The 26,748-nt window shown below is 72.3% G+C and carries 26 protein-coding genes; 12 read left to right on the top strand and 14 right to left on the bottom strand.

All coding sequences use genetic code 11. The annotated features are described in order from the left end of the window. Positions 1 to 25 precede the first annotated feature (25 nt). Positions 26 to 817, top strand: coding sequence for an enoyl-CoA hydratase (locus B7C62_06030; protein ARF71865.1), 792 nt, complete (start codon positions 26 to 28; stop codon positions 815 to 817). 85 nt (positions 818 to 902) lie between these two features. Here B7C62_06030 and B7C62_06025 read toward each other — a convergent pair whose 3' ends face one another. Then, positions 903 to 1,898, bottom strand: coding sequence for a hypothetical protein (locus B7C62_06025; GenBank protein ARF71864.1), 996 nt, complete (start codon positions 1,896 to 1,898; stop codon positions 903 to 905). Between the two features lie 94 nt (positions 1,899 to 1,992). On the opposite strand from B7C62_06025, the gene B7C62_06020 reads away from it, so the two are divergent. From B7C62_06020 to B7C62_06000, 5 genes are read left to right on the top strand one after another with little or no spacing between them, the layout of a single operon-like run. After that, on the top strand, positions 1,993 to 2,475 hold the full coding sequence (locus B7C62_06020) for a stress protein (protein ARF71863.1): 483 nt from the start codon (positions 1,993 to 1,995) through the stop codon (positions 2,473 to 2,475). Between the two features lie 42 nt (positions 2,476 to 2,517). Continuing rightward, positions 2,518 to 2,709 carry a hypothetical protein gene (locus B7C62_06015; GenBank protein ID ARF71862.1) on the top strand — a complete coding sequence of 64 codons (192 nt, stop codon included), beginning with the start codon at positions 2,518 to 2,520 and terminating at the stop codon, positions 2,707 to 2,709. Further along, positions 2,706 to 3,053, top strand: a complete 348-nt coding sequence (locus B7C62_06010) for a hypothetical protein (GenBank protein ARF71861.1) — start codon at positions 2,706 to 2,708, stop codon at positions 3,051 to 3,053. Before B7C62_06015 ends, B7C62_06010 begins: the two co-directional genes overlap by 4 nt. Beyond that, on the top strand, positions 3,050 to 3,742 hold the full coding sequence (locus tag B7C62_06005) for a hypothetical protein (protein ARF71860.1): 693 nt from the start codon (positions 3,050 to 3,052) through the stop codon (positions 3,740 to 3,742). Before B7C62_06010 ends, B7C62_06005 begins: the two co-directional genes overlap by 4 nt. Continuing rightward, entirely contained in the window at positions 3,739 to 4,326 is a 588-nt protein-coding gene (locus tag B7C62_06000; GenBank protein ID ARF71859.1) for a hypothetical protein, read from the top strand. The genes B7C62_06005 and B7C62_06000 overlap by 4 nt, the downstream gene beginning before the upstream one ends. A gap of 36 nt (positions 4,327 to 4,362) precedes the next feature. Here the strand turns inward: B7C62_06000 and B7C62_05995 are convergent, their stop codons facing one another. The 6 genes from B7C62_05995 to B7C62_05970 form a co-directional block, all read right to left on the bottom strand. Next, entirely contained in the window at positions 4,363 to 5,118 is a 756-nt protein-coding gene (locus B7C62_05995; protein ID ARF71858.1) for an oxidoreductase, read from the bottom strand. A 4-nt stretch (positions 5,119 to 5,122) separates the two neighbouring features. Then, positions 5,123 to 6,922: a glucoamylase gene (locus B7C62_05990; protein ID ARF71857.1), complete on the bottom strand. Its 1,800-nt coding sequence runs from the start codon at positions 6,920 to 6,922 to the stop codon at positions 5,123 to 5,125. Between the two features lie 92 nt (positions 6,923 to 7,014). Further along, positions 7,015 to 7,821 carry a hypothetical protein gene (locus B7C62_05985; GenBank protein ID ARF71856.1) on the bottom strand — a complete coding sequence of 269 codons (807 nt, stop codon included), beginning with the start codon at positions 7,819 to 7,821 and terminating at the stop codon, positions 7,015 to 7,017. Between the two features lie 81 nt (positions 7,822 to 7,902). After that, positions 7,903 to 8,136: a hypothetical protein gene (locus tag B7C62_05980; GenBank protein ID ARF71855.1), complete on the bottom strand. Its 234-nt coding sequence runs from the start codon at positions 8,134 to 8,136 to the stop codon at positions 7,903 to 7,905. A 78-nt stretch (positions 8,137 to 8,214) separates the two neighbouring features. Next, the gene (locus B7C62_05975; GenBank protein ARF71854.1) at positions 8,215 to 9,246 is read right to left on the bottom strand and encodes a DNA polymerase III subunit epsilon; all 1,032 of its coding nucleotides are present in this window, start codon (positions 9,244 to 9,246) and stop codon (positions 8,215 to 8,217) included. Between the two features lie 53 nt (positions 9,247 to 9,299). Next, complete coding sequence (locus B7C62_05970; GenBank protein ARF71853.1) at positions 9,300 to 12,377, bottom strand: ATP-binding protein; 3,078 nt, start codon at positions 12,375 to 12,377, stop codon at positions 9,300 to 9,302. Between the two features lie 150 nt (positions 12,378 to 12,527). Here B7C62_05970 and B7C62_05965 point away from each other — a divergent pair, with 150 nt between their 5' ends. Both B7C62_05965 and B7C62_05960 read left to right on the top strand, forming a co-directional pair. Then, entirely contained in the window at positions 12,528 to 13,490 is a 963-nt protein-coding gene (locus tag B7C62_05965) for a C-5 sterol desaturase (protein ARF71852.1), read from the top strand. Further along, a complete protein-coding gene (locus tag B7C62_05960) occupies positions 13,487 to 14,209 on the top strand; it encodes a lysoplasmalogenase (GenBank protein ID ARF71851.1) in 723 nt (240 codons plus the stop codon). Before B7C62_05965 ends, B7C62_05960 begins: the two co-directional genes overlap by 4 nt. On the opposite strand, the gene B7C62_05955 is transcribed toward B7C62_05960, so the two are convergent. After that, positions 14,199 to 15,647 (bottom strand): hypothetical protein, encoded by a 1,449-nt coding sequence (locus B7C62_05955; GenBank protein ARF71850.1) that lies wholly within the window; start codon positions 15,645 to 15,647, stop codon positions 14,199 to 14,201. The two genes, B7C62_05960 and B7C62_05955, sit on opposite strands and share 11 nt — an antisense overlap. Positions 15,648 to 15,817: 170 nt before the next feature. After that, positions 15,818 to 17,386, bottom strand: a complete 1,569-nt coding sequence (locus tag B7C62_05950; GenBank protein ID ARF71849.1) for a peptidase S8 — start codon at positions 17,384 to 17,386, stop codon at positions 15,818 to 15,820. 344 nt (positions 17,387 to 17,730) lie between these two features. Between B7C62_05950 and B7C62_05945 the strand changes: the two genes are divergently transcribed. The 3 genes from B7C62_05945 (at position 17,731) to B7C62_05935 (ending at position 20,923) form a co-directional block, all read left to right on the top strand. Continuing rightward, positions 17,731 to 18,096, top strand: coding sequence for a hypothetical protein (locus B7C62_05945; protein ID ARF71848.1), 366 nt, complete (start codon positions 17,731 to 17,733; stop codon positions 18,094 to 18,096). Beyond that, positions 18,093 to 19,733 (top strand): cation acetate symporter, encoded by a 1,641-nt coding sequence (locus tag B7C62_05940; protein ID ARF71847.1) that lies wholly within the window; start codon positions 18,093 to 18,095, stop codon positions 19,731 to 19,733. Before B7C62_05945 ends, B7C62_05940 begins: the two co-directional genes overlap by 4 nt. 200 nt (positions 19,734 to 19,933) lie before the next feature. Beyond that, positions 19,934 to 20,923 (top strand): GTP 3',8-cyclase MoaA, encoded by a 990-nt coding sequence (locus B7C62_05935; protein ARF71846.1) that lies wholly within the window; start codon positions 19,934 to 19,936, stop codon positions 20,921 to 20,923. Between the two features lie 44 nt (positions 20,924 to 20,967). Here the strand turns inward: B7C62_05935 and B7C62_05930 are convergent, their stop codons facing one another. Together B7C62_05930 and B7C62_05925 are read right to left on the bottom strand one after the other, a co-directional pair. Beyond that, complete coding sequence (locus tag B7C62_05930) at positions 20,968 to 21,213, bottom strand: hypothetical protein (GenBank protein ID ARF77012.1); 246 nt, start codon at positions 21,211 to 21,213, stop codon at positions 20,968 to 20,970. A 196-nt stretch (positions 21,214 to 21,409) separates the two neighbouring features. Then, positions 21,410 to 21,778 (bottom strand): hypothetical protein, encoded by a 369-nt coding sequence (locus B7C62_05925; GenBank protein ARF77011.1) that lies wholly within the window; start codon positions 21,776 to 21,778, stop codon positions 21,410 to 21,412. 212 nt (positions 21,779 to 21,990) lie between these two features. On the opposite strand from B7C62_05925, the gene B7C62_05920 reads away from it, so the two are divergent. Then, the gene (locus B7C62_05920; GenBank protein ARF71845.1) at positions 21,991 to 22,266 is read left to right on the top strand and encodes a signal peptidase; all 276 of its coding nucleotides are present in this window, start codon (positions 21,991 to 21,993) and stop codon (positions 22,264 to 22,266) included. A gap of 98 nt (positions 22,267 to 22,364) precedes the next feature. On the opposite strand, the gene B7C62_05915 is transcribed toward B7C62_05920, so the two are convergent. The 3 genes from B7C62_05915 to B7C62_05905 form a co-directional block, all read right to left on the bottom strand. Next, positions 22,365 to 23,636 (bottom strand): tyrosine--tRNA ligase, encoded by a 1,272-nt coding sequence (locus tag B7C62_05915; protein ID ARF71844.1) that lies wholly within the window; start codon positions 23,634 to 23,636, stop codon positions 22,365 to 22,367. 52 nt (positions 23,637 to 23,688) lie between these two features. Continuing rightward, positions 23,689 to 25,083 carry a peptidase gene (locus B7C62_05910; GenBank protein ARF71843.1) on the bottom strand — a complete coding sequence of 465 codons (1,395 nt, stop codon included), beginning with the start codon at positions 25,081 to 25,083 and terminating at the stop codon, positions 23,689 to 23,691. A 106-nt stretch (positions 25,084 to 25,189) separates the two neighbouring features. Next, a complete protein-coding gene (locus tag B7C62_05905; protein ID ARF71842.1) occupies positions 25,190 to 26,713 on the bottom strand; it encodes a peptidase C69 in 1,524 nt (507 codons plus the stop codon). Positions 26,714 to 26,748 lie beyond the last annotated feature (35 nt).

Raw genomic sequence — 26,748 nt, 5'->3', positions numbered from 1 at the left:
ACTGCACCCGATCCGGAGGCGCCCCATGACCTCGCTCGACCCTGTGCTCGACCAGGACGGCGTACGGCTCACCGTCGAAGACGCGGTCGCCACGGTGACGCTCACCAACCCGGCCAAGCGCAACGCCCAGTCTCCCGCTCTCTGGCGGGCGTTGACCGAGGCCGGACGGGTGCTGCCCGGCGATGTCCGGGTCGTGGTGCTCCGCGGCGAGGGCAAGTCCTTCTCCGCGGGTCTGGACCGGCAGGCGTTCACCCCCGAGGGCTTCGACGGCGAGCCGTCCTTCCTCGACATGGCGCGCGGCCCGGAGGCCGAGCTCGACGCGACCATCGCGGAGTACCAGGAGGCGTTCACCTGGTGGCGCCGCAACGACCTCGTGTCGATCGCGACCGTCCAGGGCCACGCCATCGGCGCCGGTTTCCAGCTCGCCCTCGCCTGCGACCTGCGGATCGTCGCCGAGGACGTGCAGTTCGCCATGCGCGAGACCAGCCTCGGTCTCGTCCCCGACCTCACGGGCACCCACCCCCTGGTGAACCTCGTGGGGTACGCCCGCGCGCTCGAGATCTGCGCCACCGGCCGCTTCGTGCACGCCGAGGAGGCCGAGCGCACGGGCCTCGCCAACCTCGTGGTCCCCGCCGACCAGCTCGACGGCGCCGCCCGCGACCTGGCCGCCGCACTCCTCGCCGCCCCGCGCGACGCCGTCGTGGAGACCAAGGCCCTGCTGAGCGGCGCGGTCTCCCGTACGTACGAGGAACAGCGCACCGCCGAGCGCGCCGCCCAGGGCCGCAGGCTGCGGGACCTGGCGGGCATCACCGACTGACGCTCCACGGGGGCCGGTCGGCTGCCGGACCGGGGCCGGGCCGTCACCGGCTGGCGGCTGCGGGGGCCGGGCCGGTCGCGGGCTCTCACCGGCTGTCGGACCGGCCGCCCCCGTCCCGCTCCACGACCTCGGTGACCAGCACCGACACCGGCAGCCGGTCAGCCGTCGCCGCCGACACCGCCGTGCGTACCGACCGGGCCACATCGAGCGCCCGGCGGTCCCCGGCCGTCGCCACCTCGACCCGGATATGGTCCTCGGCGGTGTGTACGGCGCTGCCGAGGACCCGGGTCAGCGAGACGACCCCCGGGACCGCCGCGGCCGCCTCTCCCGCGGGTCCGTCGGCCTGCGCGGCCGGGACCGGGGCGGCCGGTGCGGGCGGGGCCGTCACCTGTTCGGGCGCATCGGCGTCGAGCAATGCCGTCACCCGCAGGTCCACCTCGGCGACCTCCAGGCCGAGCCGGGCGGCCGCCGCCGTGACGAGCACCGTCCGCAGGGCCGCCGCCGCGTCGGGCAGCGGGCGGTCACCGGCGGCCCGGAACTCCGCCTCGATCCGCAGCGGCCCGGGCGGCAGGGCGCTCGGCGGCACCGGAGCCACGGAGGCCCCCGGCGGCTGCGACGACACCAGGGGCTGCGACGAAACCGGAGCCTCCCGAGACACCGACGCCCCCGCAGACACCGACGCCCCCGGAGACTCCGAGGGCTCCGGAGACACGGCGGGGCCCGTCACGCGCTCCCCGGCGGAGCCCGCCGTACGGCCCCCGGCAGATTCCGCGGCCACGCCCGCCGCAGGGCCCGTCGTACGGCCCCCGGCGGAACCCGCATCCACGCCCACCGCATGCCCCGCCCCCGCCGCTTCCTGCGGCCATGTCCCCGTGGCCTCCCGCGCCGGGCCGATCCGCAGCGTCCCCACCACCGCGCCCGGCCCGGTCGCCGCCCCGCGCAGCACCGAGGCCGCCGCCGTCTCCGCGATCCAGGTGCCTTCCCCGGGACCGCCCATGGGGAGCAGCCTGCCGAGGCCCAGCCGTTGCCGTACCGCAGCTGTCCATCCGTCGGCCCTCCGCGGGCCCCGCTCCGTCGTCATCACCCCAGCCTGCCGTATCCACGGCGCGGTACCGGGCAAGCGCACTTAACGTGGGCAAGGAAGTCCCAACCCTGTCCCGAAGGGAAGAGCGGCGATGACTGAGAACTCCCAGCGCAACAGCCCCGACAGTGGTTCCGGCGACGGCCGGGGCAAGTCCCTGAACAAGCGAGGCGGCGGCGATCCCGGTACCCGGGGCCGCACCACCATCGCCGACGGCGTCGTCGAGAAGATCGCCGGAATGGCCGCACGCGACGTGGTCGGCGTCCACGCGATGGGCAGCGGCCTGTCCCGGACCTTCGGCGCGGTCCGCGACCGGGTCCCCGGCGGCGGCAAGTCCGTCACCCGGGGGGTGAAGGCCGAGGTCGGCGAGTCCCAGGCGGCCCTCGACCTGGAGATCGTCGTCGACTACGGCGTGGCCATCTCCGACGTCGCCCGCGACGTACGCGAGAACGTCGTCACGGCGGTCGAGCGCATGACCGGCCTCGAGGTCGTCGAGGTCAACATCGCGGTCAGCGACGTCAAGCTGCCCGACGAGGACGACGACGATGACGACGATGACCAGCAGCGCGTCCAGTAGGTCCCGGGTTCCCCGCCGAAAGGCAGTTGGAGGAGAGAGACGATGAGCATGGCTGCGGTCGGTCTGCTGGCCGGCATGGCGCTCGGCTTCGCCGGGTATTTCGGCGGGTTCGGAGCATTCGTACTGGTGGCCGCGCTGGGCGCGGTCGGCTTCATCGCCGGCCGCTTCCTGGACGGTGACCTGGAACCCGGCGACTTCTTCCGGAGTCGCGAGCGCGGCGACCGACGACGGTGACCGCGGTGACCGGGCGGGTCGCCGCCGCCGAACGGGGCGAGACCCGGATCGCCGACCGGGTCGTCGCCAAGATCGCCGCGCAGGCGGCGAAGGAAGCCGTCGACGATCCGCCCGAGAACGGGGCCTCCCCGCGCGCCACGGTCACCGTGCACAACGACGCCGCCCGCGTGCGGGTCAGCCTGGAGCTCGGCTACCCCTGTGACATCGGCCGCCAGTGCGGTGCCGTACGGAGCCGGGTCGCCCAACGGGTGAAGACCCTGGCGGGCATGGAGGTGCCCGAGGTGGCCGTCCAGGTCGAGCGGCTGCACCCGGCGACGAGCGGAGCACAGGGGAGGATTCGATGACCGCACCCGACGGACCCGACGGGCCCAACGGCTCGACCCGCCGCATGCCCACGGTGGACCCGGCCGACGGCGCCCCGCACCCCCCGGGCCCCGGCGCGGGCCCGGCCGCCCACACACCGGTCCCCACCCTGGAGCAGGGCGGCGGCCGGGCGGGCCGCTTCTGGTCCGCCCGCCGGGTCCCGGCCGCCCTGCTGGCCCTGGTGCTCCTGGGCGCGGCGGGGCTGCTGCTCTACGACATCGCGGCCGTACGGACCGGGCAGTCGGCCATGCAGTGGCGGCGCTCCCTCGCCGACGGCCTCGCGGAGCGGCGGCTCGACGACGTCTGGGTGCTCGTCGGGGCGGGGGTCGCGGCGGCGATCGGCCTCTGGCTGCTCCTGCTCGCCCTCACCCCGGGCCTCCGCGACCTCCTGCCGATGCGCCGCGACCGCGCCGGTGTACGCGCCGGGCTCGACCGCACCGCCGCCGCGCTGGTCCTGCGGGACCGGGCCGTGGAGGTGCCCGGAGTGCAGTCCGTCCGGGTCCGGATGGGCCGGAACCGGGCGAAGGTGCGCGCGGTCTCCCATTTCCGGGAGCTCGACGACGTACGGAACGACCTGGACACCGTGCTGGCCACCGCCGTCCGGGAACTGGGCCTCGCGAAGCCGCCCGGCCTCTCCGTCCAGGTGCACCGACCCGCGAAGAAGGGATGAGCGGTATGCGCTCCACCGTCAACCGGGTCCTGCTGGCCCTGGCCGGACTCGTGCTGATCGCCGTGGGCGGAGCGGTGCTCGCCGTCGGTCTCGGCGCCTCCGTGCCGTCCTGGTGGCCCTGGGACGGCAAGGGCGATGTGCTGCTCAGCGCCGCCGACCGGGGCCGCTGGCGCGACGAGGGCTGGTGGTGGCCGACCGTGATCGCGGTCCTCGCCGTGCTCGTCGTCCTCGCCCTGTGGTGGCTCCTCGCCCAGCTCCGGCGCGGCCGTCTGGCCGAGGTGCTGGTCGACAGCGGTGACGGCGAGGGCGCCCAGGTGCGCGGCCGGGCGCTGGAGGGCGTCCTCGCCGACGAGGCGGGCCAGGTGTCCGGAGTGGCCCGCGCCCAGGCGGCCCTGACCGGCCGCCGGACCGCCCCGCAGGCCCGTATCCGGCTGCTGATGGAGCCGCACGCGGCCCCCGAGCAGGCCCTGAACGCGGTGGCCGACGGAGCGCTGGCCCACGCCCGCGAGTCGGCCGGTCTGGACGAGCTCCCCGCCGAGGTGCGGCTGCGGGCCGTCAAGCACCGCGCGGAGCGGGTGTCCTGACGGCCGGTGGGCGTGTACGGGCCGGAGGGCAGCGGTTCAGAACCCGCGCCGTGACCCGCCGTCGACCGGCACCATGATCCCCGTCAGATACGAGGCGGCGGGGGAGAGCAGGAAGGCCGCGGTCTTCCCGAACTCCTCCGGCGTCCCGTAGCGCCGCAGCGGGATGCGGGCCTCGTTGGCCGTACGGGCGGCCTCCGCGTCGCCCGAGAGCGCGTCCAGTTCGCGGACCCGGTCCGTGTCGATCCGGGCGGGCAGCACCCCGACGACCCGGATGCCGCGCGGCCCCAGCTCGTCCGCGAGCGACTTGGCGAAACCGGCGAGACCGGGGCGCAGCCCGTTGGAGATGGTCAGTCCGGCGATCGGCTCGTGCACCGACCCGGAGAGCACGAAGCCGATGACCCCGCCCTCGCCCAGCGCGGCGGCCGCCGTCCTGGCCAGCCGGACCGCGCCGAGGAACACCGTCTCGAAGGCCGTCTGCCACTGGTCGTCGGTGTTGTCGGCGACAAAGCCGGGCGCGGGACCGCCGACGCTGATGAGGACGCCGTCGAGCCGCCCGAACCGCTCCCGTGCCGTGTCCACCAGCCGCTGGGCGGCGCTCGGGTCGGCGTTGTCGGCGGCGACACCGACCGCGTCCGGGCCCAGCTCGGCGGCGGCCTCCTCGGCACCCTTCGCGTCCCGGCCGGTGACGATCACCTTCGCCCCGTCGGCGGCCAGCGCCCGAGCCGTGGCGTTGCCGAGGCCCCGGGTCGCGCCCGTGACGATGTACACGCGGTCCTTCAGTCCAAGATCCATGGCCCTATCCTGCCGTCTCCGCCTGCCCACCGGCCAGGTCGACCGCGGAGTTGACCAGGCCGATGTGGCTGAACGCCTGGGGGTAGTTGCCCAGCTGCCGCCCGGCCGTGACGTCGTACTCCTCGGCCAGCAGCCCCAGGTCGTTGCGGAGCTCCAGCAGATGCTCGAACAGCTCCCGCGCCTCCTCCGGCCTGCCGATCCGCTGCAACGCGTCCACCAGCCAGAACGAGCAGGCCAGGAACGCCCCCTCGTCGCCGGGCAGTCCGTCGACGGAGGCGCCCTCGGTGCTGTAGCGGCGGACCAGCCCGTCGCTGCCCAGCTCGGCGCGGACCGCGTCGACCGTGCCGATGACCCGGGGGTCGTCCGGCGGCAGGAACCCGGTCCGCACGATCAGCAGCGTCGAGGCGTCCAGCTCCCGCGACCCGTACGACTGGGTGAAGGTGTTCCGCTCGGGGTCGTACCCCTTCTCGCAGACCTCGGCGTGCACGGCGTCCCGCATCGCCCGCCAGCGGTCCGCGTCCCCGGGCAGCTCCGGGTTCTCCTCCAGCGAGCGCACCGCCCGGTCGGCGGCGACCCAGGCCATCACCTTGGAGTGCACGAAGTGGCGCCGCGCGCCGCGGATCTCCCACAGCCCCTCGTCCGGCTCGCGCCACGACGACTCCAGGAAGCCGAGCAGGCTGAGCTGGAGGTTCCAGGCGTGCGGTTTGTCGTCCAGCCCGGCGACCTTGGCGAGCCGGAGCGCGTCGATGACCTCCCCGTACACATCGAGCTGACGCTGGCGGACCGCCGCGTTGCCGATCCGTACCGGGCGGGAGTTCTCGTACCCGCCGAGCCAGGGCAGCTCCGTCTCGGGGAGCCGGCGCTCGCCCGCGAGCCCGTACATGATCTGGAGGTCCGCCGGGTCCCCGGCGACGGCCCGCAGCAGCCAGTCCCGCCACGCCTCCGCCTCTTCCAGATACCCGGCCGAGACCATCGCCCCGAGGGTCAGCGTGGCGTCCCGCAGCCAGCAGAAGCGGTAGTCCCAGTTCCGTACGCCGCCGATCTCCTCCGGCAACGAGGTGGTCGGGGCCGCCACGATGCCCCCGGTCGGGGCGTACGTCAGCGCCTTCAGCGTGATCAGCGAACGCAGCACGGCCTCGCGGTACGGCCCCTCGTACGTACACCGCCCGGTCCACTTCGCCCAGTCGTGCAGCGTGTGCTTGAGCGCCTTGTGCGGGTCGATCAGCTTCGGGCGCGGGGAGTGCGAGGGGTGCCAGGTCAGCACGAACGCCACGCTCTCGCCCTCGGCGACGGTGAACGACGAGCAGGTGCTGAACTGCTGGCCCCACGTCTTGACCGGCGGTTCGCTGCGCAGCCATACGGAGTCGGGGCCCGCGACCGCGACCCGGTGGCCGTGCGCCTTGCGCACCCAGGGCACGACGGAGCCGAAGTCGAAGCGCAGCCGCAGCACGGAGCTCATGGCGACGCTGCCGCTGACGCCCTCCACGATCCGCATCACATCGGGCGACTTGTCGCGCTGCGGCATGAAGTCGATGACCTTGACCGTGCCGGTCCGGGTCTCCCAGTACGTCTCCAGCACCAGCGAATCACCCGCGTAGCCGCGCCGGGTGCAGGTGTCCGCGGGCCCGGTGCCCTGCGGGGCGATGCGCCAGTGGCCGTTCTCCTCGTCGCCGAGCAGGGCGGCGAAGCAGGCGCCGGAGTCGAAGCGGGGCAGGCAGAGCCAGTCGATCGAACCGTTCCTGCCGACGAGCGCGGCGGTCTGGAGATCGCCGATCAGAGCGTAGTCCTCGATACGTGGGGTCACGCTCTGGCGTTTTCCCGAACCGGACCCTCGTCAACCAGCCAACCGGTGTGCCGGAACTCTCAGGGCCGGGGACTTCCAGGGCCGGGGGGCTTTCAGGCGCTCGCGGGTTCCGGCTGCTCGGCGGCACCGGCGGCCGGCTCACCCTTGGCGGCGGCCTCCTCGCGGTCGCGCTTCTCCCGCCGTACGAGGATGATCCAGCCGACCGGAACGGCGGCGACGAACAGCCACCACTGGACGGCGTACGCCATGTGCGCGCCGATCGAGCTGTCGTCGGGGGAGGGGATCTGCTCGGGCAGGCCCCCCGAGGGCTCCGGGGCGGTCTGCTCGATGTACCCGCCGAGGACCTCGCGGGAGAGCAGATGCGCCTGCTGCTCGCTGTTGATCAGCATCACCTGCCGGTCCGGCAGCCCCGCCAGATCCTTGATCCCGCTGCTGCCGGTCGTCTCGTCCGCCTTGAGCCGCCCGGTGACGGTCACTTCGCCCCGGGGAGCGGGCGGTACATCCGGGAACGCTGTCTGGTGGGGCGCGGCGGGGACCCAGCCCCGGTTGACGAGGACGGTACCGCCGTCCTTGAGGTCCAGCGGGGTCAGCACATGCACGCCGATCTTGTCGTCCGCCGACGTCCGCCGCCGGACCACCACCTCGTGCTCGGTGTCGAACGTGCCCGTCGCGGTCACCGCACGCCAGTAGTCGGACCGCGGGACGGTGTGCCCCGGGGAGGTCAGATCGGTGACCGGGGCCGGATCGGCCTTGAGGTTCCGTGAGATCAGCTCGTTCTGCGCGACCCGGTGCTGATGCCGGTGGAACTGCCAGAAACCCAGCTCGACCATCGTCGGCATCAGGACGAAAGCCAGGAGGGTGAGGAGAACCCACTGCCGGGTCAACAGGAAGCGGTACACCCCATGACCGTACAACCGGGGCCATGGGGTGCGGCACTCAGGGGTGGCGCCGGGGCTGCCGCCCGGCGGCGAGAGGTTGCGTCACACTTTGTCCACGATGCCCGCCTTCCCCTCGGCGCGGGCGCAGTGGGCGCCGCAGTACCAGTGCCCGTCGGCCTCGACGCCCTGCCCGATCACCTGGACCCGGCAGTGCTCGCAGATCGGCGCCATGCGGTGGATGGCGCAGGAGAAGCAGTCGAAGACGTGCACCGCACCCTGTGCGTGCACCTCGAAGGACATGCCGTAGTCGTTTCCGCAAACCTCACAACGTGCCATGCGCCACAGGGTGGGACGCCCGGCGACGGCGGGCGAGCGGGCGGCGGGCGAGCGGGCGGCGGGCGAGTCGCGGCCGGTTCACTCCGATGACGGGGTGGCCTCCGACGGCGGCGGGGTGGCCTGCCGGGGCAGCGCGGCCCCGTCGGCGGGGGCCACATCGCGCAGCAGATGGGTGAAGGCGCTCTCGTCCACGATCGGCGTCCCGAACGACTTCGCCTTCTGCGTCTTGGACGTCGCCGAGTCCGGGTCGTTGGTCACCAGCAGACTGGTCAGCCGCGACACGCTGGTCGCCACATGCAGACCCGCCTCCACCGCCCGGTCCTCCAGCAGCTCCCGGTCGACCGAGGTGTCCCCGGAGAACGCCACCCGCATCCCCTGCTTGAGCGGCTTCTCCTTCTCGTACCGCCCCGGATTGGGATACGGGCAGGCCGGCCGCTTCCGCGAGGGCCGCCAGCTGTTCGGCTGCCGCGCGGGCTGATACCCGACGCGCGGGGTGACGGGGGAGTCGGACCACTCGGTCAGCGGCCGGCACTCCAGCAACGGCAGCCGCACCCCGTCCCGGGCCGCCGCGTGCAGACTCGGCCGGAACGCCTCGGCCAGCACCCGGGCGTCGTCCAGGGCGTGGTGGGCGTTCTGCTGGACGACGCCGAAGTGGGCGGCGAGCGAGGCCAGCTTGTGGTTGGGCAGCGGCAGCCGCAGCTCCTTGGCGAGCGCGATCGTGCAGAGCCGCTGCTCGACGGGGGCGATCACCGAGGCGCGCGCGTACTCCCGGGCGATCATCGACCAGTCGAACGCCGCGTTGTGCGCGACGAGCACCCGGTCGGAGAGCCGCGCCGACAGCTCGGCGGCCACGTCGGGGAAGAGCGGCGCGCCTTCCAGCACGTCGGTCGTCAGCCCGTGAATCCAGACGGGACCGGGGTCCCGCTGCGGATTCACCAGCGTGTACCAGTGGTCCTCGACATTGCCCAGGGCGTCCAGCCGGTAGACGGCGGCGGACACGATCCGGTCGTCCCGGGCGAGGCCGGTGGTCTCCACGTCGACGACCGCGTACCCCTGGGGGTAGGCGGTCGGCCACGGTGCGGCTGTCTGGCGGTCGTCGAGCATGGTCACAGAGAATACGGGCCATGACTGACAGTCCCCTATTCGGTGCGCCCTGGGGTGGGTCAGGGGAGGCGGATGATGCGCTCGGGCGGGAAGAGGTGGGTGCCGGTGGCGTGGGTGTCGTGGGCCAGGCGGATCGTCAGGTTCTCGCAGGCGGCGAGGGGGGTGAGGTCGTGAGTGCCCTGGTTTCCGTGGATGGCAAGGGTGGTGAGAGCGGGGAGGACGGCCAGCGGAGCGAGATCGGTCGGGTCGCAGTTGTTCAGGACCAGCCTGTTCAGCCGACTGAGGGGTGCCAGTCGGAGCAGGTCGACGCGGTTCATGGCGCTGAGGTTCAGCTGGGCCAGTCCGAACAGTGATGCTGCGGAGTCGAGCTGTTCCATGTGGGCCGGGGCGTAGAGCTCCACGCGTTCGAGGCGCGGGCAGCGACTGCCGAGGTCTGTCAGCGGCAGGCATGCGGATTCGCGCAGCAGACAGAGGTAGGTCACCTGCTCGCAGACAGGTAGCTCCTCCGTGGCATGGCCGAGCGTCAGCCAATCGAGGTCTGGCATATCGCTCAGCGGCGCGAGATCGAGTGCCGCGTGAAGGCCGACGAAGGAGAGCCGCTTCAGCCCTGGCCGCACCAGGGGAGCGATGTCCTGAACTGTCGCGCAGCGATACAGGTAGATGTGGGTGACCTGAGGCATCCGGGACAACGGCTGGAGGTCGATGAGTTCATCGTTACGGAAGACGGACACCCGTTTCGTCTCCGTCCGGGACCACAGCGCGGAGAGATCGGGGTGGTCGCCCAGCACCTGCACGTTCTGGGCATACGGGATGTACCGGAGTGCGGAGAGCTGTGCGGACGTCGTGACCATGACGTAGGCGTTGTCCCATCTCTGGGCGACCATGACCTCCCGCGCGAAGAGGTCCGCGTCGAAGTGCTGCCACGAGACGGAGATTTCCTGAGCAACCTGATAGCGGGTGTCGTCCCGGAACTGCTTGACGAGTTCGTACGCCGATTCGTTGCCCACCGCTGAGGCTGTCCGTAGGACCGCGACCGATTCTCGCTGGGTCAAGCCGTCCACCATCGACGCCAGCAGCTCCACCGCCAGATCGCCCACCTTGGCCAGTTCGCGAATGCTCTCCTCCCCATCCGGCGGCAACAGCCCCGCCGTCCGCTCCTCCACCTCCTCCCGCACCCCAGGATCGAGCTCCGGCGCATGGGCCAGGCTCCCCGCCGCCAGCAGCACCAGCCGGTGCCCGTGCTCCGGCTCCCGGTCCGCCCGCTCCAGCAGCCCCCGCAACAGCACCGCCCGTTCGTCCGGCCGGGCGTGCCCCACCGCCATCTGGACCACGTCGTCCCACTGGTCCTCATGGGCGTGGCGGACCAGGACGCCGAAGTCGCGGGCCTCCACCGCGGCCTTCGCGCCCAGGTAGTCCTGGAACGTCCGGTGGACGAACCCCACCGAGCCCGGGGCCGGTTCGCGGAGGAGGCCGCTGCGGTTGAGGAGATGGGCGAAGACCTGGTCAGGCGTGCCCCGCACCTGGGACATGGACCGCAGCCAGTCGGTGAGCAGGCCCACCGCCTCGTCCTGCCGCGCCTCGACCAGACCGTTGCGGATCAGCCAGTACGCCAGCCGCTGGAGCAGCGCCGTCTGCTCCTCGCGGGTCAGGTCGACGCCCTCCACCCCGGCGATCTCGCGCTCCGTGTCGCGCCGCACCAGCAGCATGTCCAGCGCCGCGTCGTACAGCTCCTTACGGGCCCGGGGCAGCTGCATCCGGCGGTCCCGGTTCAGCGCGCAGAGCAGGGCGCACATCAGCGGGTTCGTCGCCAGGAGGCCCAGGTCCCGGCGGGTGCCGACGGCCCGGCGGAGCGCGTTCTCGTAACGGTCCAGCTCGGCGCGCTCCTCCTCGGACCCGCACTCCGACCTCGCCGCCCGGTGCCAGTGGCCGATGAACGCGCGTACGTCCTCCTGGCGCATCGCCAGCAGGGTGTGCGGCTCGAAGCCGGAGGCGGAGAGCCAGGTCTCGGGGACGGCGGAGGGGCGGGTCGTCACCACGTACTTGGGCCGGGGGTAGGCGGCGAGCAGGTCCTTCAGCCAGCGTTCCGTGCGCTTGCGCAGCCGGTCCGGCACCTCGTCGACCCCGTCCACCAGCACCAGCGCCCGGCCCTGCCGCATCAGCCGGTCCGCCCAGCCCGCCGGGGCCGATCCGTGCAGCGGTACACCGGTGGCGCGCAGGAAGTCCGCCGGGGCGGGCAGCACATCGAGGGCCGTGAAGGCGCGGAGCCGCAGGACGAAGGGGACGCACCGGTTCCAGCCCGCCAGCTCGTCCCCGAACGACTGCCGGGCCGCGTTCAGCGCCAGCCACTGCACCAGCGTGCTCTTGCCGGAACCGGCCGGTCCGCGCAGCAGGAGCCGGTTCCGCTCACCGAGGGCCTGTTCGACCCTGACCGTGGTCCGGACCGGGTGATCCAGACCCAGCAAATCCGCAGTCCCGTACTCCCCGCTGACCTCCAGACCGATGTACGCCGTCTCCAGCGGCCACCCGCCCGCCGACCGCCCCAGTGTCAGCCCGAACAGCTCCACCCGGCTGTTGGCCGTCGCCACGAACTCCGCGTACCGCTCCTCGAACTCCAGGTCCGCCGCGTCCGGGCGCGGGCCGACCCGGTCCCGTACGTCCTCCACCAGCTCCCGCGTCCGCCCCTCCGCCCGGACCTGCTCCACCGCCGCCCGCGCCGCGAACGACGGGTGGGCGGTCAGCTGCTCCACCAGGTGCGTACAGCAGCGGCCGAGGAGGTCCTCGTACAGGTCGCAGGCGCGGGCCGAGAGTCCGGAGGCGGGGGACGACAGCTCGGCGCGCAGCCTCCCCGGGGCCAGCTCCGCCGCGAACAGCCGGTCGGTATCCAGGACGTCGGCCGCGAACGTGTCCTGTACGGAGGTGAGCGCGGCCAGCCGTTCGTGCTCGGGGAGGTCCGCGTACGACTCCGCCATACGGGCCGCCAGCACCTTCGCCAGCCGGTCCGGCTTCGGCGGGCGGGGGAGCGGACGGACCGGGTCCGTCACCAGGCCCGCGCCCGGCCTCGGGGTCAGCAGGGCCTTCGCCGCCGCTCCGGCCACCGTCGTGGCCAGCCGAATCAGCGCAACTTCCGTACCGGACACGTGCGTTCCTCCCCCTCGGCGACACGCGTTCCGGAAATCCTACGGCCCGGCGCCTTGGCAGAAGGTGCCAAAGACTGCTGACAGCAGGTCTCGCATACTTGTGGGTAACAACCTCTAGCCCTCACCGACCGGCGGCCCTACGGTGCTCGCATGGAGCCGAACCTGCCCGATGTCGTGCTGTGGTCAATACCGGCCTTCGTGCTGCTCACCGTGATCGAGATGGTCAGCTACCGCTTCCATCCGGACGAGGACGCCGCCGGATACGACACCAAGGACGCCGCCACCAGCGTCACCATGGGGCTCGGCAGCCTCGGGTTCGACCTGCTGTGGAAGATCCCCGTCCTCGCCATCTACATGGGCGTCTACGAGCTGACGCCGCTGCGGGTGCCCGTGCTGTGGTGGACCGTCCTGCTGATGCTCCTCGCCCAGGACTTCTTCTACTACTGGTCCCACCGCGGCCACCACGTCATCCGCATCCTGTGGGCCTGCCATGTGGTCCACCACTCCAGCCGCAAGTTCAACCTCACCACCGCGCTCCGCCAGCCCTGGACCTCCGCCACCGTCTGGCCCTTCTACCTGCCGCTGATCGCCTGCGGGGTGCACCCGGCGGCGCTCGCGTTCTGCCAGTCGGCCAACCTCGTCTACCAGTTCTGGGTCCACACCGAGCGGGTCGGCAAGCTCCCGCGCCCCTTCGAGTACGTCCTCAACACGCCCTCCCACCACCGCGTCCACCACGCCTCGCAGGGCAGCTACCTGGACCGCAACTACGGCGGCATCCTGATCATCTGGGACCGGATGTTCGGCTCCTTCGCGGCCGAGACCGAGCGGCCCGTCTACGGGCTCACCAAGAACATCTCCACCCACAACCCACTGCGCGTCGCCACCCATGAGTACGCGGCCATCGCCCGGGACGTCCGGGCCGCGCGGAGCTGGAGCGAGCGCGCCGGGCGGGTCTTCCGGGGGCCGGGGTGGCAGCCCGCGCCGAAACCGGAGGCCGCGCCTGTGTCCGGCGAAGCTCCCGCATCCGCTGCCGTACCTGTCGAGGCACCCGCGCCCACCCCCGTACCCGCCGTCGCCTCCACCACCGTCCCCGCCCCGGAGCACACCCGATGAGCGCCACGGCGTCCCGTCCCGGCCGTTCGGAGGGCGCCACCGCACGGGGGGCCGAGCGGTTCGCCCGGCCCCTGCTCCTCGCCTTCCTCCTCGCCGCCGCCGTCGACCTGGCCGGGCTCCTCGCCGGGCTCGACACCGTCCATCTGGTCGCCAAACCGCTGCTGATGCCGCTGCTCGCCGGGTACGCCGCCGTCCGGGGCGGGCCCCGGCTGCTGGTCGTCGCCCTGTTGTTCGGGTGGGGCGGGGATGTGTTCCTGCTCGCCGACAACGACCTGGCGTTCCTCCTCGGGATGGGCTCCTTCGCCCTCGGCCATGTCTGCTATCTGACGCTCTTCGGCCGAGACCGGGACCGGGACGGGGGCCGGGCGCGCGCGTCCCTGGTGACGGCGATCGGATACGTCCTCGTGCTCGCCGTCTTCCTCGTGCTGATCTGGTCCGACCTCCCGGCGGAGCTGCGCGTTCCGGTGGCCGGATACAGCGTGCTGCTCACCGCGATGGCGTGGCGGGCCGGTGTCCTCGGCCGGTACGCGGCGGCCGGCGGGGCGCTCTTCCTGCTCTCCGACGCCCTCATCGCCACCGGTATCGCCGAGTGGCCCCGGCTGCCCGCCCCCGACTTCTGGGTGATGCTCACCTACATCGCCGCCCAGCTCCTGCTGGCCCTCGGTGTGCTCGGGGCGGGGGCGAGGGCACGGGCCGCCTCCCCGGCCCTCACGCCGTAGCGGCCGTACGCCACCGGGGAGCGTCCGTGCCGAGGCGTCCCGGCGGGCTCGGCCAGTCGGCGGGGCCGCCGCCCGGGGGTGTCACGGGGCACCGGGCGTGGCGGAGTTCGCCCAGCGGGCTGTCCGAGGTGGTGAGGTGGACGGCAGGGTCGTACGAGGCGGGGGCGGCGGGCGCTACGGCTCTGCGGGGGCCGCTCAGCAGCCAGTGAGCGGTTCCGGCGAGCGAGGCCCGCAGCAGCCGGGCACCGCCTTCCCGGGTCTGTTCCGTCACCGCCCGCAGGACCCCCGCCGCCAGCAGGTAGCCGGTTCCGTGGTCGAGCGCCTGGGCGGGCAGGGCGCCGGGCTCCCGCTGGCCGCCCTCCACCGCCGCGATGCCGGTGGCCACCTGGACGAGGCTGTCGAAGCCGCGCCGCCCCCGCCACGGCCCCCCGGTGCCCCAGGCCGACAGCTGGGCGACCACCAGACCGGGGTGGCGCCCGGCCAGCGCGTCGGCACCCAGCCCGTACGCGTCCAGCGCCCCCGGGCGGTAGCCGGTGACCAGGACGTCGGCCGAGCCGAGCAGCTCCTCGAAGGCCGCCCGGTCCGCCCGTGCCCGCAGGTCCAGCAGGGCCGACCGCTTGCCGAACCCCGTGTCGCTGTGCGCGTCCTGGCTCTCCGGCAGCTGCGGCGCGTCCACCCGCAGCACGTCCGCGCCCAGCAGCGCGAGGGTGCGCGTGGCGACCGGACCGGCGATGACCCGGGTGAGGTCCAGGACCCGCAGACCGGCGGCGGGTGCACCGGGCGGGGCGTCCGGTGCGGTGAACCGGCGCGGTGCGCGGGGGGCGCCCGTCCGGTCCAGGGTCAGCAGCGGGCGGGCGGCGACAGCGGCGCCCTGGGGGTGCGCGGCCCACTCCGCCGGGGACCTGAGCGCGACAGCGAGACCGCCCGCCGCGTACACCGCCTCCTCGGCCTCCACCGCCCGCCACCGCGCGAACGCCTCCGCCACGGCCTCCGGCCCGGTGTCCCCGGGCAGCCCCAGGGCGGTGAGCAGGCGCGCGCGGTGGTGCGGGTAGTTGGCGTGGGTGCGCACCCAGCCGTCGGACGTGCGCCAGAAGCGGGAGAGCGGGGCGAAGGAGACCGGGGGCCGCCCGTCGATCCGCAGGTGCCGCTCGCTGACGAAGGCCGTTGCCACCGCACCGTTGTCCACGCGGACCCGGGGGACCGGGCCGCCGGTCCGCAGCGCGGCCAGCTCCGCCGCCGCCAGCGCGCAGACCGCGACGGTGGAACGGGCCAGCTCCAGGACGGGCAGCCGCGCGCCCAGCAGCCCTGTCGGTCCGTCGGCCCTGTCCGCGCCCGCGCTCTCCGCCTGCCCCGGCGGGGCCACACGTTCCAGCAGGGCCGGATCGCCGCCGAGCGCCGCCCAGGGAGTCGCCGGGTCCGGATTCGGTGCGTGGGTCATCGAGGAACTATGGCATCCGGAACCCGGGTTCGCGGCGAGGGCCCGGCCGCTCAGGGAGGGCCCGGGGGCTGTTCATGGTGAGGGCCCGGGGAGTGCTCATGGTGAGGGCCCGGGGAGAACAGACTCCCCGGGCCCTCACCCTCTGCTCGCTCAGACGCCTATGCCTACGCCTACCAGCGGACCGCGTCCAGCGCGTCCACCACTCCGGCCCCGTAGAAGCCGTTGTAGACCTTGGTGCCCTCGCAGACCGCATCGACGGTCCCGTCGCCGTCGATGTCGTACGGCGCACCGCACGCCTTCGCGTCCGCCTGGAGGCCCAGCAGCACCTTCACCGCGGCCGGTGAGGCGTAGGGGTGGCGGGACTTGATCAGGGCCACGACGCCCGCGACGTGCGGGGAGGCCATCGACGTACCGGCCTTGTAGCCGAACCGGCCGCCGGGCAGCGTCGAGAGGATCAGCCCGTTGACGGCTGGGGGCTCGGGGGTCTGGTAGACCGTCGAGTCACCGCCCGGGGCGGCCACGTCGATGACGCCCTTGCCGTAGTTGGAGTACGAGGACTTCAGGCCCTTGGCGCCCGTCGCGGAGACCGTCACGACGCCCGGCAGCATGGTCGGGATGTCGGGGCAGACGCGCGGGTCGATGGTCCGGGTGACCGTCTCGGAGTCGTTCGGGCTGGTCCGGTCCACGATCGAGCGGGACGACAGGTCGTGGCGCGCGTTGCCCGCGGCGGCCACGTTGACCGTGCCCCTGCGCTCGGCGTACGTGACGGCGCGGGTGAGCGACTCGACCAGGGCGCCCTGGTCCGGGTCGTTCTTGCAGGCGAACAGCCACGGGTCGGTGTAGTAGCTGTTGTTCGTCACGTCGACGCCGTTCTCGGCCGCCCAGAGGAAGCCGCAGACGACGGCCTCGGTGTAGAAGTAGCCGTCCGGCGTGGAGACCTTGATGCCGGAGACCTTCACGCCCGGCGCCACACCGGTGACCCCGAAGTCGTTCTTCGCGGCGGCGATGGTGCCCGCCACATGGGTGCCGTGGTCGCTCTCGCCCGCCGCCGGGCGCCAGGAACCGGCGGTGGTGTCCGGAGCGCCCGAGACGCAGTTGGCGGACGCCTGGCGGTCGAAGTTGGGCGCCAGGTCCGGGTGGGTGTCGTCGACGCCCGTGTCGATGACGGCGACCGTCACCTTCTTCGAGCCCAGCGACTTCTGGTGCGCCTTGTCCGCCTTGATCGCGGGCAGCGACCACTGGAGCGGCTCCAGCGGGTCCTCGTCCGCCGTGGCCGCTGCCGCCGCCGCGGCTGCCTGGGCCTCGGTCAACGGCTGCGCTATGGCACCGACGTCCTTGGTGGCCTGCGGCACGATCGGGTTGGTCCGGGTCGCACCGGCCGACGCCACACCCCGTACGCCCCGGATCGTCTCCGCGAAGGCCGGGTTCTGCGAGTGGGCGACGATCACGCCGATCCGGTCGTACGAGATGACGACCGTGCCACCGGCCTGCTCGACGGCCTTCTCCACCCGCTGGACGGCCGCGCGGCCGGTGCCGGTGTTGACGACGTAACTCAGCTTCGGGCCGTCGGTCCGCGGGGTCGCGGCGGCCGGGGCGCCGGTGGGCGCGGCCGTGGCCGTCGCCGCGGGCAGGAAGCCGAGCGAGGCGACGAGCGCGAGTCCGACGGGCAGCGCGAGCGCGCGGGTCCGTCTCGATACCGGATGGGCCTCGCGGGTCCGCCTCGGTGCCAGATGAGCCATGGGGTCTCCACATCATCCGTGCCGGTCGACCGGACACCTGGCGTGTTCGGTCGCGTACATGACGAGTGAAGCTATCGCCGATCTTCCCGGCGCATCAACGATTTGGGGCAAGTGAGTTCGAAGAGTGCACCTGTGCGGCCGAATGCATACGGGTGACTTCAGGCCACCGGCACCGGCTTCCGGTCACCGGGGATGCGGCCGAGAAGGCGAAAGATCGCGTGAACCGCTTCGTCGCGCCCTCCGTGCCGTTGTCCAGGAGGCACAACACCGTCCCCCCGGTAACGAGGTCTCCCATGACACCCCCCGTCCCCCAGACCACCGCACCCGCGTTGCGAGGAGATTCCGTGGCTACCGATGCACCGCCGCCCGAGGGCCCGGTCGGCACCAGCCCTGCCCAGCCCACCACCGAGGCGTACAACGCGGTGCAGGCGAGTGCCGAGTTCGCCGACCTGCGCCGCTCGTTCCGCTCCTTCGCCTTCCCGCTCACCGTCGCCTTCGTCGCCTGGTACCTGCTCTACGTCCTGCTCTGCAGTTACGCGGGCGACTTCATGAGCACCAAGATCCTCGGCAACATCAACATGGCGCTCGTCCTCGGCCTCGCCCAGTTCGCCACCACCTTCCTCATCGCCTGGCTCTACTCCCGGCACGCCGCCACCAAGCTCGACCCGAAGGCTGAAGCGATCAAGTCCCGTATGGAGGCCGACGCATGAGCGCCGCCCACACCCTCTACCCGACCGTCCAGCTGGCCGCCGACAGCGCGGGCGAGCACCGGCCGCTGATCATCACCCTGTTCGCCGCCTTCGTCGTGGCGACCCTCTTCATCACCGTGTGGGCGGGCCGCCAGACCAAGAGCGCCGCCGACTTCTACGCGGGCGGCCGTCAGTTCACCGGCTTCCAGAACGGGCTGGCGGTCTCCGGCGACTACATGTCCGCCGCGTCCTTCCTCGGCATCGCGGGCGCCATCGCCCTCTTCGGCTACGACGGCTTCCTCTACTCCATCGGCTTCCTCGTCGCCTGGCTCGTCGCCCTGCTCCTGGTCGCCGAACCGCTGCGCAACTCCGGCCGCTACACGATGGGCGACGTCCTCGCCTACCGGATGCGCCAGCGCCCCGTGCGCACCGCCGCCGGTACGTCCACCATCGTCGTCTCGATCTTCTACCTGCTGGCCCAGATGGCCGGTGCCGGTGTCCTCGTCTCGCTGCTGCTCGGCATCACCAGCGACTTCGGGAAGATCGTCATCGTCGCCCTGGTCGGCGTGCTGATGATCCTGTACGTCACCATCGGCGGCATGAAGGGCACCACCTGGGTGCAGATGGTCAAGGCCGTCCTGCTCATCGCGGGCACCCTGCTCATCACCTTCCTCATCCTGCTGAAGTTCAACTTCAACATCTCCGACCTGCTCGGCACCGCCGCCAGCAACAGCGGCAAGGGCGCCGCCTTCCTGGAGCCCGGCCTGAAGTACGGCGTCTCCGGCATCTCGAAGCTGGACTTCATCTCGCTCGGCCTCGCCCTGGTCCTCGGCACCGCGGGCCTGCCGCACATCCTGATCCGCTTCTACACCGTGCCCACCGCCAAGGCCGCCCGTAAGTCCGTGAACTGGGCGATCGGCATCATCGGCGCCTTCTACCTGATGACGATCGTGCTCGGCTTCGGTGCCGCGGCGATCCTCAACCCCGACGACATCATCGCCTCGAACAAGGCGGGCAACACGGCGGCGCCCCTCGCCGCCCTGGAGATCGGCGGCGGCTCCGGATCGGCCGGAGGCGCCATCCTCCTCGCGGTGATCTCCGCCGTCGCCTTCGCCACCATCCTGGCCGTCGTCGCCGGACTCACCCTCGCCTCCTCCTCGTCCTTCGCGCACGACATCTACGCCAACGTGATCCGCAAGGGACAGGCCACCGAGAAGGAGGAGGTCCGCGCCGCACGGTGGGCCACCGTCGCCATCGGCGTCGTCTCCATCGCGCTGGGAGCCCTCGCCCGCGACCTGAACGTGGCCGGTCTGGTGGCCCTCGCCTTCGCGGTCGCGGCCTCCGCCAACCTGCCGACGATCCTCTACAGCCTCTTCTGGAAGCGGTTCACCACCCAGGGGGCCCTCTGGTCCATCTACGGCGGTCTCTCCTCCTCCGTCCTGCTGGTGCTCTTCTCGCCGGTCGTCTCCTCCAAGCCGACGTCGATGTTCCCGGGCGTCGACTTCGCCTGGTTCCCGCTGGAGAACCCCGGCCTGATCTCGATCCCCCTGGGCTTCCTGCTCGGCTGGCTCGGCTCGGTCATCGGCAAGGAGAAGGCCGACACGGACAAGTACGCCGAGCTGGAGGTCAAGTCCCTCACCGGCACCGGAGCGCACTGAGAGAAGGAATTCACGGAGCCGTTCGGTTCATCACCCACCCCCGCGGCCGGGCCGCGTCGTAGAGTCCTACGACGCGGCCCGGCCGCACCTCGTGGCAAACGGGCCCCTGCGATGTCACAGGTCTCACGTAGGCTCGGAAGAGATCGACCGTACCGACACCACACCGACCGCACCGACACCACCGGGGGAGGAGAGCCACCGTGCTCATCGACACCTTTGACAGGGTCGCCACCGACCTGCGCGTGTCACTGACCGACAAGTGCAATCTGCGGTGCACCTACTGCATGCCGGAAGAGGGTCTCCAGTGGCTCGGCAAGAGCGAGCTCCTCTCCGACGACGAGATCGTGCGCCTGATCCGTATCGCGGTCACCTCCCTCGGTATCACCGAGGTCCGCTTCACCGGCGGTGAGCCCCTGCTCCGCCCCGGCCTCGTCTCCATCGTCGAGCAGTGCGCGGCGCTCACCCCGCGCCCCCGCATGTCCCTCACGACCAACGGCATCGGCCTCAAGCGGACCGCCACCGCCCTCAAGGCCGCGGGGCTCGACCGGGTCAACGTCTCGCTGGACACCCTGCGCCCCGACGTCTTCAAGACCCTCACCCGCCGCGACCGCCACCGGGACGTGCTGGAAGGGCTCGAAGCCGCCCGCGAGGCCGGCCTCACCCCGGTGAAGGTCAACTCCGTCCTGATGCCGGGACTCAACGACGACGAGGCCCCCGAGCTGCTGGCCTGGGCCGTCGCCAACGCGTACGAGCTCCGCTTCATCGAGCAGATGCCCCTGGACGCCCAGCACGGCTGGAAGCGCGACGGCATGATCACCGCGGGCGACATCCTCGCCTCGCTGCGCACCCGCTTCACCCTCACCCCCGAGGACGACGAGGCCCGCGGCTCCGCCCCCGCCGAGTGCTGGACCGTCGACGGCGGCCCGCACCGCGTCGGCGTGATCGCCTCGGTCACCCGCCCGTTCTGCCGCGCCTGCGACCGCACCCGGCTCACCGCCGACGGCCAGGTCCGCACCTGCCTCTTCGCCCGCGAGGAGACCGATCTGCGCTCCGCCCTGCGCTCGGACGCGCCGGACGCCGAGATCGCCCGGCTCTGGAAGGCCGCCATGTGGGGCAAGAAGGCGGGCTCCGGACTGGACGACCCGTCCTTCCTCCAGCCCGACCGCCCGATGTCGGCGATCGGCGGCTGAGGCAGGGCCTAGGGTGTGTCCGGCGGATCAGGACCGGACACACCCTAGGCGCCGCTCCCGGACTCCCAGTCCTTGAGCGCCACGACATCCTTGAGGAACCCCCGTACGCCCAGGAACTGCGACAGGTGCTCCCGGTGTTCCTCACAGGCGAGCCACGTCTTGCGGCGCTCGGGCGTGTGCAGCTTGGGGTTGTTCCAGGCGAGCACCCACACCGCGTCGGCCCGGCAGCCCTTGGCGGAACAGAGGGGGGCACCGGCGGGACTCTCGGCGGATGTCTCGGGGAAGATCACGGCACCCAGCCTAAGCCAGAAAAAGGCGACGCCGAGCAGCCACGGGGGGAGCTGCCCGGCGTCGGTCCGTCGCTCCGACGGGGGATGCGGAGCGCACTCGAAGTATGTCATGGGCACCGGGGTGCGGTGCACCGGAACGTCATGATTGATCTGAGCTTTTCCTGAGCTTTTCCCGGGCCGTGCGGGACACCCGGGCTCAGGTGTGCTGCTGGGGCGGTGGCGTCCGCCCGGACCGCCCCTCGGCCCCCGCCGGTTCCGCCGGACCGGCGGCCGGAGCCGCCTCCACGGCGGGCCGCATCGGCGTCGTGAGATACGTCGACGGCAGCGAAGGGACGTTCTCCCGGCCCGCGTTGGCGATGACCACCGCCACGTACGGCAGCAGCACCCCCAGCACGAGCGCCACGATCGCGACGTGCCGCTCCACGTTCCACAGCACCGCGGCCAGCACCACCGACACCGTACGCACGGACATCGAGATCACATAGCGCCGCTGTCTGCCCCGCACGTCATCGGCCAGCCCCTGCCGGGCCCCCGTGATCCGGAAGACCTCGTCGTTCTTCCGCAGCATGTGTTCCACCACCAGATCTCTGTGCCGGACGCTCCGGGACCGGGCCGCATCCACGGTACGCCGGGCCCGCGCCGGACCGAAGACCGGGGCGGGCCCCACCCGCCGCCGGAGCGGGCCCCCACCCGTACGGCCCCGTCCGGAGTGCGGCCCGCCGGCCGCCGCCCGACACTGGGCTGACGCGCACTCCGCGCCGTACGAGGAGGCGAAAAATGGGCTGGTTGTGGGCAATCATCGTGGGCCTGGTGCTCGGTGTGCTCGCGCGGGCGATCCTGCCGGGCAAGCAGGACATCCCGCTCTGGCTGACCGTCGTGTTCGGCATTCTCGGCTCCATCCTCGGTAACGCCGTGGCCGGCTGGATCGGCGTCGAGGACACCAAGGGCATCGACTGGATTCGCCATCTGCTCCAGCTGATCGGTGCCGTGGCCGTCGTCGGTGTCGGAGACATGGTCTGGCAGTCCGTCCGGGGCAACAAACGCAGAACCTGACCCCGGACAGCACGGAACAGCGCCGCGGCCGGAACACACGAGGAAGAGTGTGTTCCGGCCGCGGCGCTGTCATGCCGTACGGGATACGGCGGCGCGGATCAGCCCGCCGGGACGACCTCCACGGCCGCCAGGTTCTTCTTGCCCCGGCGCAGCACCAGCCAGCGCCCGTGCAGCAGCTCCCCGGCGTCCGGCGCGGCCTCGCCGTCGGCGACCTTCACGTTGTTCACGTACGCGCCGCCCTCCTTGACCGTGCGCCGGGCCCCCGACTTGCTCGGCGCGAGACCGACCTCGACCAGGAGGTCCACCAGCGGACCCAGCTCGGGAACCCGGGCGTGCGGCACCTCGGAGAGGGCCGCGCTCAGCGTCGCCTCGTCCAGCTCGGCCAGATCACCCTGGCCGAACAGCGCCTTCGACGCCGCGATGACCGCCGCGCACTGCTCCCCGCCGTGCACCAGCGTGGTCAGCTCCTCGGCCAGCGCGCGCTGCGCCGAACGGGCCTGCGGCCGCTCCTCGGTCAGCCGCTCCAGCTCCTCCAGCTCGGCACGGCTCCTGAAGCTGAGGATGCGCATGTACCGCGAGATGTCCCGGTCGTCCACGTTCAGCCAGAACTGGTAGAACGCGTACGGCGTGGTCATCTCCGGGTCCAGCCAGACGGCACCGCTCTCGGACTTGCCGAACTTGGTCCCGTCCGCCTTCACCATCAGCGGCGTCGCCAGCGCGTGCACGGTGGCACCCGGCTCCAGCCGGTGGATCAGGTCGATGCCCGCGGTGAGATTGCCCCACTGGTCGCTGCCGCCCTGCTGGAGGACACAGCCGTAGCGGCGGTACAGCTCCAGGAAGTCCATCCCCTGGAGCAGCTGGTAGCTGAACTCCGTGTAGCTGATGCCCTCCTGCGACTCCAGCCGGCGCGCGACCGAGTCCTTGGTCAGCATCTTGTTGACCCGGAAGTGCTTCCCGATGTCCCGCAGGAACTCGATCGCGGACATGCCCGCGGTCCAGTCCAGGTTGTTGACCATCGTCGCCGCGTTCGGCCCCTCGAAGGTGAGGAACGGCTCGATCTGCTGCCGCAGCCGCTGCACCCAGGCGGCAACGGTCTCCGGGTCGTTCAGCGTGCGCTCGGCGGTCGGGCGCGGGTCACCGATCTGACCGGTGGCCCCGCCGACCAGGGCGAGCGGGCGGTGCCCCGCCAGCTGGAGCCGCCGCACGGTGAGGACCTGCACCAGGTGCCCCACGTGCAGGCTCGCCGCCGTCGGGTCGAAGCCGCAATAGAAGGTGACGGGACCGTCCGCGAGAGCCTTGCGCAATGCGTCCTCGTCAGTGGACTGGGCGAACAGCCCGCGCCACTTCAGCTCGTCGACGATGTCCGTCACGGTTCCGGTGCTCCTTGCGTTACGTAGGGATGTACGGGTCAGTCTAGGCGGGTCACACGCCCTGGCTCACCGAGCTCATGTTGAAGTCTGGGACGCGCAGCGCGGGCATCGCGGCCCGGGTGAACCAGTCGCCCCACTCGCGCGGCAGCGTCTTCTCCGTACGCCCCGCCTCCGAGGCCCGGGACAGCAGGTCCACCGGCGATTCGTTGAACCGGAAGTTGTTCACCTCACCGACCACCTCGCCGTCCTCCACCAGATAGACGCCGTCCCGGGTCAGCCCGGTCAGCAGCAGCGTCGCCGGGTCCACCTCCCGGATGTACCAGAGGCAGGTCAGCAGCAGCGCCCGCCCGGTCGTCGCGGCCACCATCTCCTCCAGCGACCGCTCACCGCCCCCGTCCAGCACCAGGTTGTCGATGGACGGGGCGAGGGGCAGCCCGGTGAGGGCGGCCGTGTGCCGGGTCGTCGTCAGCCGCTCCAGCTTTCCGTCCCGCACCCAGTCCGTCGGGGCCAGCGGCAGCCCGTTGTCGAAGACCGAAGCGCTGTCGTCGGAGGCGTGGGCGATCACGAACGGCGCCGACTCCAGACCCGGCGCGTGCGGGTCGCTGCGCAGGGTCAGCGGCAGCGGCGCCAGCGTCTCGCCCAGCCGGGTTCCGCCGCCCGGCTCGGAGAAGACCGTCCGGCCCTCCACGGCGTCCCGCGCGGCGGACGACCACAGCTGGTAGATCAGCAGGTCCGCGACGGCGGTCGGCGGCAGCAGCGTCTCGTACCGCCCGGCGGGCAGCTCGATCCGCCGCTCCGCCCATCCCAGCCGCCGCGCCAGCTCCGCGTCCAGCGCCGCCGGGTCGACGTCCTTGAAGTCCCGGGTCGCCCTCCCCGCCCACGCGGAACGGGTCCGGTCCGGCGACTTGGCGTTCAGCTCCAGCGTCCCGGTCGGCTGGTCGTGGCGCAGCCGCAGCCCCGTCGACGTACCCAGGTAGGTGGAGGTCAGCTCGTGGTTGGCGAACCCGTACAGCTCACGGCCGCCGGAGCGGGCCCGGGCGAAGGCGTCACCGAGGGCCGGGGCGAAGTCGGCGAAGACCTCCGAGCCGGTCTCGGCGGGCGCGTCCGTGAAGTCGGGGGAGGCGGGCACCCCGCTCACCAGGGGCTGCGCGTCCTCGGCGGGACCGGCACCCCGGGCGGCGGCCTCGGCGGCCCGCACCAGCGGCTCCAGGTCGTCGGCGGTCACGGCGGACCGGGACACGACACCGGACGCCGTGCCCTTCGCCCCGTCCACGGTCGCGATGACGGTGAGGGTCCGCCCCCGGGTCACCCCGTTCGTGGTGAGCGCGTTGCCCGCCCAGCGCAGGTTGGCGGAGGAGTGCTCGTCGGCGATGACCACCAGACCGTCCGTGGTGGACAGCTCCAGAGCCCGCTCGACGATCTCGTACGGCTTGCTGACGCGGCTCATCGTCCGGCCTCCTGCGTCGTGTTGAGACTGTGCCTGCCCGGGTGCCACTGCGTCCGATTGCGGCTGCGCCGCGGGCCGGACCCCCAGCAGATTCCGTGGTCGCCGCTCATCGTCCGGCCTCCTGCGTCGTGTTGAGGATGTTCACGCCCCGGAAGAGGGCGGAGGGGCAGCCGTGGGAGACCGCCGCGACCTGGCCCGGCTGGGCCTTGCCGCAGTTGAACGCGCCGCCGAGCACGTACGTCTGCGGGCCGCCGACCTTCTCCATCGAGCCCCAGAAGTCCGTCGTCGTCGCCTGGTACGCCACATCGCGCAGCTGCCCGGCCAGGCGGCCGTTCTCGATGCGGAAGAACCGCTGCCCGGTGAACTGGAAGTTGTACCGCTGCATGTCGATCGACCAGGACCGGTCACCGACCACGTAGATCCCGCGCTCGACCCCGCCGATCAGGTCCTCCGTCGACAGCCCGCCCGGGTCCGGCCGCAACGACACGTTCGCCATGCGCTGGACGGGGACATGGCCCGGCGAGTCCGCGAACGCGCACCCGTTGGAGCGGCCCAGACCCGTGAGCTTCGCGATCCGGCGGTCCAGCTGGTAGCCGACGAGGGTGCCGTCCTTGATCAGGTCCCAGGACTGCGCCTCGACGCCCTCGTCGTCGTACCCGATGGTCGCGAGGCCGTGTTCGGCGGTGCGGTCACCGGTCACGTTCATGACGGGGGAGCCGTACGTCAGCTTGCCGAGCTGGTCGAAGGTGGCGAACGACGTGCCCGCGTACGCCGCCTCGTAACCGAGCGCCCGGTCCAGCTCGGTGGCGTGGCCGATCGACTCGTGGATGGTCAGCCAGAGGTTGGAGGGGTCGACCACCAGGTCGTACGTCCCCGCCTCGACGCTCGGCGCCCGCATTTTCTCCGCGAGCAGCACGGGGATCTGCTCCAGCTCGGCGTCCCAGTCCCAGCCGGTGCCGGTCAGGTACTCCCAGCCGCGCCCGACCGGCGGTGCGATCGTGCGCATCGAGTCGAACTCGCCGGTCGCGCCGTCCACCGCCACGGCCGTGAACTGCGGCTGGATACGCACCCGCTGCTGCGTGGTGACCGTGCCCGCCGTGTCCGCGTAGAACTTGTTCTCGTGCACGGTCATCAGGGACGCGTCCACATGCGCCACCCCGTCCGCGCCCAGCAGCCGCCCGCTCCACTCCGCGAGCAGCGCCGCCTTCTCCTCGTCCGGTACAGAGAACGGGTCGACGTCGTACGCCGAGACCCAGGTCCGCTCACCGTGCACCGGCTCGTCCGCCAGCTCCACCCGCTCGTCGGAGCCCGCCGCCGCGATCACCTTCGCCGACAGCTTGGCCATCGCCACGGCCTGCGAGGCCACCTTCGCCGCCGCGTCCATCGTCAGGTCGACACCCGAGGCGAACCCCCAGGCCCCGCCGTGCACCACCCGCACCGCGTACCCCAGGTCCGTACTGTCCGACGCACCGGCGGGCCGCGCGTCCCGCAGCCGCCAGGACGCGCTGCGCACCCGCTCCAGCCGGAAGTCGGCGTGCGTGGCGCCGAGCGCCCGGGCCCGGGCGAGCGCCGCGTCGGCCAGCGCGCGCAGGGGCAGGGCCAGGAATGACTGATCTACCTCGTGGGGCACAGGGAGTTCCCTTCTCGATACACGACGGCAGTGAA

Origin of the sequence: Kitasatospora albolonga, from assembly GCA_002082585.1 — a bacterium.
GTDB lineage: Bacteria > Actinomycetota > Actinomycetes > Streptomycetales > Streptomycetaceae > Streptomyces > Streptomyces stephensoniae.
Note: the sequence above shows the minus strand (reverse complement) of the source record. Positions and strands in the feature narration are given on the sequence as shown.

What these genes read in the sequence shown, in the direction of transcription:
- B7C62_06030 (ARF71865.1), top strand. Translation starts at nt 26, where the DNA reads ATGACCTCGCTCGACCCTGTGCTCGACCAGGACGGCGTACGGCTCACC.
- B7C62_06025 (ARF71864.1), bottom strand. Translation starts at nt 1,898, where the DNA reads ATGACGACGGAGCGGGGCCCGCGGAGGGCCGACGGATGGACAGCTGCG.
- B7C62_06020 (ARF71863.1), top strand. Translation starts at nt 1,993, where the DNA reads ATGACTGAGAACTCCCAGCGCAACAGCCCCGACAGTGGTTCCGGCGAC.
- B7C62_06015 (ARF71862.1), top strand. Translation starts at nt 2,518, where the DNA reads ATGAGCATGGCTGCGGTCGGTCTGCTGGCCGGCATGGCGCTCGGCTTC.
- B7C62_06005 (ARF71860.1), top strand. Translation starts at nt 3,050, where the DNA reads ATGACCGCACCCGACGGACCCGACGGGCCCAACGGCTCGACCCGCCGC.
- B7C62_06000 (ARF71859.1), top strand. Translation starts at nt 3,739, where the DNA reads ATGAGCGGTATGCGCTCCACCGTCAACCGGGTCCTGCTGGCCCTGGCC.
- B7C62_05995 (ARF71858.1), bottom strand. Translation starts at nt 5,118, where the DNA reads ATGGATCTTGGACTGAAGGACCGCGTGTACATCGTCACGGGCGCGACC.
- B7C62_05980 (ARF71855.1), bottom strand. Translation starts at nt 8,136, where the DNA reads ATGGCACGTTGTGAGGTTTGCGGAAACGACTACGGCATGTCCTTCGAG.
- B7C62_05965 (ARF71852.1), top strand. Translation starts at nt 12,528, where the DNA reads ATGGAGCCGAACCTGCCCGATGTCGTGCTGTGGTCAATACCGGCCTTC.
- B7C62_05960 (ARF71851.1), top strand. Translation starts at nt 13,487, where the DNA reads ATGAGCGCCACGGCGTCCCGTCCCGGCCGTTCGGAGGGCGCCACCGCA.
- B7C62_05955 (ARF71850.1), bottom strand. Translation starts at nt 15,647, where the DNA reads ATGACCCACGCACCGAATCCGGACCCGGCGACTCCCTGGGCGGCGCTC.
- B7C62_05950 (ARF71849.1), bottom strand. Translation starts at nt 17,386, where the DNA reads ATGGCTCATCTGGCACCGAGGCGGACCCGCGAGGCCCATCCGGTATCG.
- B7C62_05940 (ARF71847.1), top strand. Translation starts at nt 18,093, where the DNA reads ATGAGCGCCGCCCACACCCTCTACCCGACCGTCCAGCTGGCCGCCGAC.
- B7C62_05920 (ARF71845.1), top strand. Translation starts at nt 21,991, where the DNA reads ATGGGCTGGTTGTGGGCAATCATCGTGGGCCTGGTGCTCGGTGTGCTC.
- B7C62_05910 (ARF71843.1), bottom strand. Translation starts at nt 25,083, where the DNA reads ATGAGCCGCGTCAGCAAGCCGTACGAGATCGTCGAGCGGGCTCTGGAG.